This is a genomic window from Amycolatopsis sp. NPDC003861 (genome assembly GCF_053605405.1).
The window spans coordinates 1-5340 of record NZ_JBSGJD010000408.1 but is presented as its reverse complement, the minus strand read 5'-3'; the positions used below and the strand labels follow the sequence as shown (position 1 = coordinate 5340).

The window sequence follows — 5340 nt, the reverse complement described above, 5'->3', positions numbered from 1 at the left end:
CGGTGCGTTGGACGCACCGAACGCCACATTGGGTGCGCTGGACGCAACCAACGCCACATTGGGGCGCTTGCTAGCCCAGGTTGTTGGTGCCGAAGGTGTCGCAGCGCGCGGGTTCGCCGGTCTGGAAGCCGGTGGTGAACCACTTCTTGCGCTGCGCGGACGTGCCGTGGGTGAACTTCGAGCGGTCCACCTGGCCGCCGCCGAGGTTCTCCTGGATGTAGTCGTCGCCGATGCGGGACGCGGTGTCCAGCGCGGAGTTGACGTCGTCCTGGGTGACGTCGGTGATCAGCGGCTTGCCGCTCTCGGTCGGCGTCGTCGAGGCGTGGTTGGCCCAGACGCCGGCGTAGCAGTCGGCCTGCAGCTCCAGCCGCACCGAACCGGACGTCGGGCCGGTGCCGGTGCCCTTGCGGGAGGTGCCGAGCAGGTTCTGCACGTGGTGGCCGTACTCGTGGGCGAGCACGTACGCCTCGGTGAAGAGCCCGCCCTGCGCGCCGAAGCGGGTCTTCAGCTCGTCGAAGAAGGACAGGTCGATGTAGACGTCCGAGTCGGCCGGGCAGTAGAACGGGCCGGTGTCGGAGGTGGCGCTGCCGCAGCCGGTGCGCACGCCGCCGTTGAAGAACTTCGTCGGGGCCTTCTGGTACGTCGAGCCGGAGCGGGCGAACTGCTGCGCCCAGTAGTCCTGGACGGAGTTCACGACCGCGACGATCGCGCAGTCGTGGTTCTTGTTGGCGTCGGCGCCGGTCTTGCACTCGCCGGCGAGCTTCGAGTTGTCGACCTGCTGGCCGGACCCGACGCTGCCGAGCCCGCCGCTCAGGCCGCTGCCGCCGGTGCTGACCCCGCCCAGCTGGGACAGCACGAAGTAGATGATCACGCCGACGATCCCGAGCCCACCGCCGCCGAGCGCCACGCGGCCGCCGATCCCGCCGCCTCCACCGCTTCCGCGCAGGTCCTGGACTTCGGAGGCGTCCAGACCGGCGTCGTCGTCGAATCTCACCCGCAAATGTTAACGAGCCTGGGTGCGGCCGTCGCGCTGACGGGCGCACCCAGGCTTGTACCGAGGTATGTCTTTGGTCGAGCGGTTGGCCGCTTCCTGGGCCGGCGTTCAGGCGCTGTCATCACGGCTTCCGAGGCCGTGACCGGAGCCAGGCCCGACCGACGCCGTATGCGTGATACGCATGGAAGCCCGCTCTCGGCTGTTCACAATCGCGGCCGAACCGGTAGGTGTCCGTTCCGGTCGCGGGGACGCAGCTGGCGGTCAACCGCGAGAATCACCCGCCACACAACCACCTGACCTCTCCTGGCGGAGAGCCGTGCCGTCTACCCTGACCGACCGTCCACCGACAAGCAGAATGCGCCTTTCCCGGCCGAGTCTCAACCTTTTCGTAACCCCACCTTCGGGCGATGTTGCGCCGGGGTTTTCACCGGCCGACGGATCGGCGTCGGAGCGCGCGGTTCGTTGATCAGCGTTCTACGCTGCCTTATGGCCGAGGAGCGTGCGGTGCGGTGGTTGAACGATGCCGAGATGGCGGCGTGGCGCTCCTACGTCGTGTCCACCCTTCTGCTCCGGCAGCGTCTGCACCGGGAGCTGGCCGAACGGCACGAGGTGTCGCTGACCGACTACGAAGTGCTCGTCTGCCTGCAGTCGCAGCCCGGCCGCCGGATGCGGATGTCCGAGCTGGCGATGTACATGGGGTCGACGAAGAGCAAGCTGTCGCACCAGGTGGCCAAGCTGGAGGAGGCGGGCCTGGTCCGGCGGGCGCGTGACCCGGAGGACAAGCGCGGTGTGATCACGGAGGCGACCGACGAGGGCCTGGCGCTGCTGGAGAAGGCGGCGCCGACGCACGTGGAGGGCGTGCGCGAGCACCTCATCGACCTGCTGAGCCCCGAGGAGCAGGCGACGATCGCCGCGGCGTTCGAGCGCGTGCAGGCGCACCTGCTGGAGCCGGAAAACTGAACCCGGGCGCGGCGGGCGCCCGGGTTCTCAGTGCGGTAGCGGTGGGATTCGAACCCACGGAGAGGTTGCCCCCTCGCATGTTTTCAAGACATGTTCCTTCGGCCGCTCGGACACGCTACCTCGCACCACGAGCGTAGCCGACGGCCCGAGGCAACCCGGGCCGCGCCTCCGGCGTGCTCACGGCATGCGCACGCGATGGGACCCGGACGGCCCCGGCTGGGAGCCGGGCACCCGGGGTGCGCCGGTGACGGCGTTCTCGATGGCCTGCCTGGCGCTCGCTCTGGTGTCCTTCGGCGGCCTGGTCTTCCTCGCGGCCACGCTGCGGGAGCGGGCCGGTTCGGTGGTGGCCCCGGCGACCGTGGAACGCGTGGTCGACGTGGGCCGGGTCGTCGCGCGCGTCGACGGCCGGCTCATGGACGTGCAGACCCCCACGAGCTACGACCGCCACACCCGCGTCCGCACCGGGCGCGGCTACGTCCGGGGCAGCCGCCTCGATGTGCGCCACTGGCCTGGCAAGGCCGAGATGGCGACCGACACCGCCGGCGAAGCCCGGCTGCCGGGCACCTGGATCTTCGCCGTTGCGGGCGGCGGGCTGCTGCTCGGCATCGCCGGCCTGCTGGTGCCGGCCCGGCCGCTCAGGACCAGGTCAGCGTGAGCGCGGCACCTTGCGCGCGCCCCGCTTCGGCGGCCGGCGTGCGCGTGGCCGGGTCCAGCGGGTTCTCGCCGACCGCTGCCTTCGACGCCTCGTCCGGCGTGATCAGCGCGACCTGTGCGCCCGCCGTGCGCAGGTCCTCCAGCACCTCCAGCAGTGGCTTCTCCATCGGCAGCGGGGCGTCCGCCCCCAACGGCGAAACCACGGTCACGCGCTGGAAGCCGGCCGCGTAGTCGGCGTTCTCGGCCGAGCGGACGCCGCCGTCGACGTACCGGCGGCCGCCGATGGTCACCGCCGGCCAGACGCCGGGGACCGCGCAGCTCGCCGCCACCGCGTCGACCAGCGAGACGCCGGACTCGCGGTCGAACCGTCGCGGCTCGCCGGTCTCCGCGTCCACGCCCACGATCACGAGGCGCTGCGCCGGCCACTCGTGCACCGGCAGCCGCGCCGAGATCACCGCGCGGCGATCCGCCTCGGACACCGTTTCGGCCGCCAAGGCCAGCTTCCCGACCGCCCGGCGCACCTCGGCCGGGTCGCTCGCGCCGGTGACCGCGCCGCCGAAGTCGGCGGCGAACTTCTCGAAGTCGATCTCGGCCGGGATCTCCGGCGTCTGCAGGGCCGGATCGGCCTGGCGCGCGTACAGCTCGGCCAGCGGACGGCCGCTCGCCACCTGCGCGGCCACGACCGACCCCGCCGACGTCCCGACGAGCAGGTCCGCGCCCGTCAGGTCCTGGCCGTGCTCGGCCAGCCCCACCAGCAACCCCGTCGTCCACGCGATCCCGGCGACCCCGCCGCCGCCCAAAACCAGTGCTTGTCCGCCCATGCGGGCAGCCTAACGACGGGGACCGACAGTTTCCGGCGGCCGGCGCTACGCTCCAGGCCGGCGAGGCGAGAGGGGCGGCGATGACCGCGAAGATCGAAGGCTTCCACCACGTCAAGTTCCCGGTGAGCGACCTGGCGCGCAGCCGCGCGTGGTACGAGCGCGTGCTGGGGCTCGACGTCACCCACGAGTTCCCGGACGCCGACGGCGTCGTGCGCGGCGTGGCCGGGAGTGTCGACGGCGTGCCGGTGGCGTTGCGCGTGCAGGAGACGGCCGCCGCGGGGCTCGCCGGGTTCGACCCGGTCTGCTTCTCGATCGCCGACCGCGCGGCCGCCGAGGCGTGGCTCGCGCGGCTGGACGAGCTCGGCGTCGAGCACCCGCCGCTGATCGAAGCCACCACCGGCTGGATGGTCCGCTTCAACGACCCCGACGGCACCGAGATCCGGCTCTACAGCGTGTCGAAGGACGACAGAGCCGACCACACCGGCGAGCGGGGTTACGCCCAGCCCGTGCGCTGATTCAGGGCTGGCGCAACGCCTTCGCGGCGATCCGCGCTTGCACCTCCGGACGGCGCAGCGGCGGCACGGTCGCCGGCGGCTGGCGGCGCTCGGGCAGCTCCTCCAGCAGCTGCGCGGTGATCCGGGTGATTTCCGCGACCGCCGCCTCGAACGGCTCGCGGGTGGCGGGCGACAGCGACTGCACGCCGGTGACCTTGCGGACGTACTGGCGGGCCGCGGCCTCGATCTCCTCGCCCGTCGCGGCCGGTTGCAGCCCCCGCAGGGTGGTGATGTTTCGGCACATGCCGCCCAGGGTACGTCGCTGCGGACCACTCGATCACACGGTCGGGTAGGCCGGGGCCGTCGTCGTTGACGCCCGCGGCGGCGCTGGGCAAGGTCGGGGAAGTGCCTCTCAGACCGCGCCCGTTCCGCTCCGCCCGCCCCGAACCCGGCGTCCTCGAAGAAGAACTCCCGGAAACCCCGATCCCGGAACAGGCCTGGCCCCGCGTGCGGGCCGACGAACTGGTCACCCTCGTGGCCCACGTGTTCGCCGCGCACGGTCTTCCCGAAACCCGCGCCCGGATCGCCGCCGAAGCGCTCTGCCACGGCGACCTCACCGGCTCGCCGGAGACCGGGGTCGCCGACCTGACCCGCGTCCACCTGCCGCTGCTGAAGACCGGGCTCGTCGTGCCGTACGCCGAGCCGCTGATGATCGCCGACCGCGGGGCCGCCGCACTGCTCGACTACCGCCGCGCGCCCGGGCTCTGGGCCGTCGGCGACGCCATGGACCGGGCGGTGACGCGGGCCGGCCGCTTCGGCGTCGGGCTCGTCTCGCTGCGCGGCATCGGGCCGTTCGGCCGGGCCGGCCACCACGCCGCCCGCGCGCTGCCGCACGCCATGATCGGGCTGGTGCTGGCCGCGGGCGGCGAGCCCGGCCAGCCGATGAACCCGCTGGGCATGGCCGCGCCGGGCGGCGCGTACCCCGAGTTCGTCTTCGACATGGACCGCCCCGGCGCGGAAGCGGCCGGGCTGACGCTGCTGGTCGAGGTCCTCGCCGGCGTGCTGTCCGGCGTCGCCGACCACGAGCACGACACCGGCCTGCTGGTGCTGGCGATCGCGCCGACGACGCTGCGCAGCGCCGACGGCTTCTACCGCGCGGCGAGCGCCCTGTTCGGCAGCATGCTCGGCTGGGACGGCGGCGCGCCGATCCGCTACCCGGGCTGGCGCGAGGCCCAGCACCTCGAGCAGTGCCGGGCCCTGGGGGTGCCGCTGGCCGGGCCGGTGCGCCGCGAGCTGGACGCGCTCGCCGGGGCGCTCGGCCTGCCACCGCTGACCAGCGTCGGCTGACCCGGCCCGCCCAAACGCCCCAATGTGGCGTTGGGTGCGTTGGACGCACCGAACGCCACATTGGGGCGCA

7 protein-coding genes and 1 tRNA gene are annotated in these 5340 nt (G+C 72.9%); 4 read left to right on the top strand and 4 right to left on the bottom strand.

What is annotated here, in order from left to right; all coding sequences use genetic code 11:
• Positions 1-70 precede the first annotated feature (70 nt).
• Positions 71-994 (bottom strand): KPN_02809 family neutral zinc metallopeptidase, encoded by a 924-nt coding sequence (gene ypfJ / locus ACWEVN_RS46250; protein WP_452055505.1) that lies wholly within the window; start codon positions 992-994, stop codon positions 71-73.
• Positions 995-1498: 504 nt separating this feature from the next.
• On the opposite strand from ypfJ, the gene ACWEVN_RS46245 reads away from it, so the two are divergent.
• Positions 1499-1954 (top strand): MarR family winged helix-turn-helix transcriptional regulator, encoded by a 456-nt coding sequence (locus ACWEVN_RS46245; RefSeq protein WP_396136860.1) that lies wholly within the window; start codon positions 1499-1501, stop codon positions 1952-1954.
• Between the two features lie 33 nt (positions 1955-1987).
• On the opposite strand, the gene ACWEVN_RS46240 is transcribed toward ACWEVN_RS46245, so the two are convergent.
• Positions 1988-2074: transfer RNA gene (locus ACWEVN_RS46240), tRNA-Ser, on the bottom strand.
• Positions 2075-2138: 64 nt separating this feature from the next.
• On the opposite strand from ACWEVN_RS46240, the gene ACWEVN_RS46235 reads away from it, so the two are divergent.
• Entirely contained in the window at positions 2139-2609 is a 471-nt protein-coding gene (locus tag ACWEVN_RS46235; RefSeq protein ID WP_452055504.1) for a hypothetical protein, read from the top strand.
• Here ACWEVN_RS46235 and ACWEVN_RS46230 read toward each other — a convergent pair.
• Positions 2590-3429 carry a patatin-like phospholipase family protein gene (locus tag ACWEVN_RS46230; RefSeq protein ID WP_452055503.1) on the bottom strand — a complete coding sequence of 280 codons (840 nt, stop codon included), beginning with the start codon at positions 3427-3429 and terminating at the stop codon, positions 2590-2592. The genes ACWEVN_RS46235 and ACWEVN_RS46230 overlap by 20 nt on opposite strands.
• A gap of 80 nt (positions 3430-3509) precedes the next feature.
• On the opposite strand from ACWEVN_RS46230, the gene ACWEVN_RS46225 reads away from it, so the two are divergent.
• Positions 3510-3944 carry a VOC family protein gene (locus ACWEVN_RS46225; protein ID WP_452055502.1) on the top strand — a complete coding sequence of 145 codons (435 nt, stop codon included), beginning with the start codon at positions 3510-3512 and terminating at the stop codon, positions 3942-3944.
• A 1-nt stretch (position 3945) separates the two neighbouring features.
• Here the strand turns inward: ACWEVN_RS46225 and ACWEVN_RS46220 are convergent, their stop codons facing one another.
• Positions 3946-4227, bottom strand: a complete 282-nt coding sequence (locus ACWEVN_RS46220) for a DUF2277 domain-containing protein (protein WP_310968125.1) — start codon at positions 4225-4227, stop codon at positions 3946-3948.
• Between the two features lie 101 nt (positions 4228-4328).
• Here ACWEVN_RS46220 and ACWEVN_RS46215 point away from each other — a divergent pair, with 101 nt between their 5' ends.
• Positions 4329-5270, top strand: coding sequence for an Ldh family oxidoreductase (locus ACWEVN_RS46215; RefSeq protein WP_452055501.1), 942 nt, complete (start codon positions 4329-4331; stop codon positions 5268-5270).
• Positions 5271-5340: the final 70 nt, after the last annotated feature.

Coding starts and splice junctions, on each gene's coding strand:
- ACWEVN_RS46235 (WP_452055504.1), top strand. CDS start 2,139: ATGCGCACGCGATGGGACCCGGACGGCCCCGGCTGGGAGCCGGGCACC.
- ACWEVN_RS46230 (WP_452055503.1), bottom strand. CDS start 3,429: ATGGGCGGACAAGCACTGGTTTTGGGCGGCGGCGGGGTCGCCGGGATC.
- ACWEVN_RS46225 (WP_452055502.1), top strand. CDS start 3,510: ATGACCGCGAAGATCGAAGGCTTCCACCACGTCAAGTTCCCGGTGAGC.
- ACWEVN_RS46220 (WP_310968125.1), bottom strand. CDS start 4,227: ATGTGCCGAAACATCACCACCCTGCGGGGGCTGCAACCGGCCGCGACG.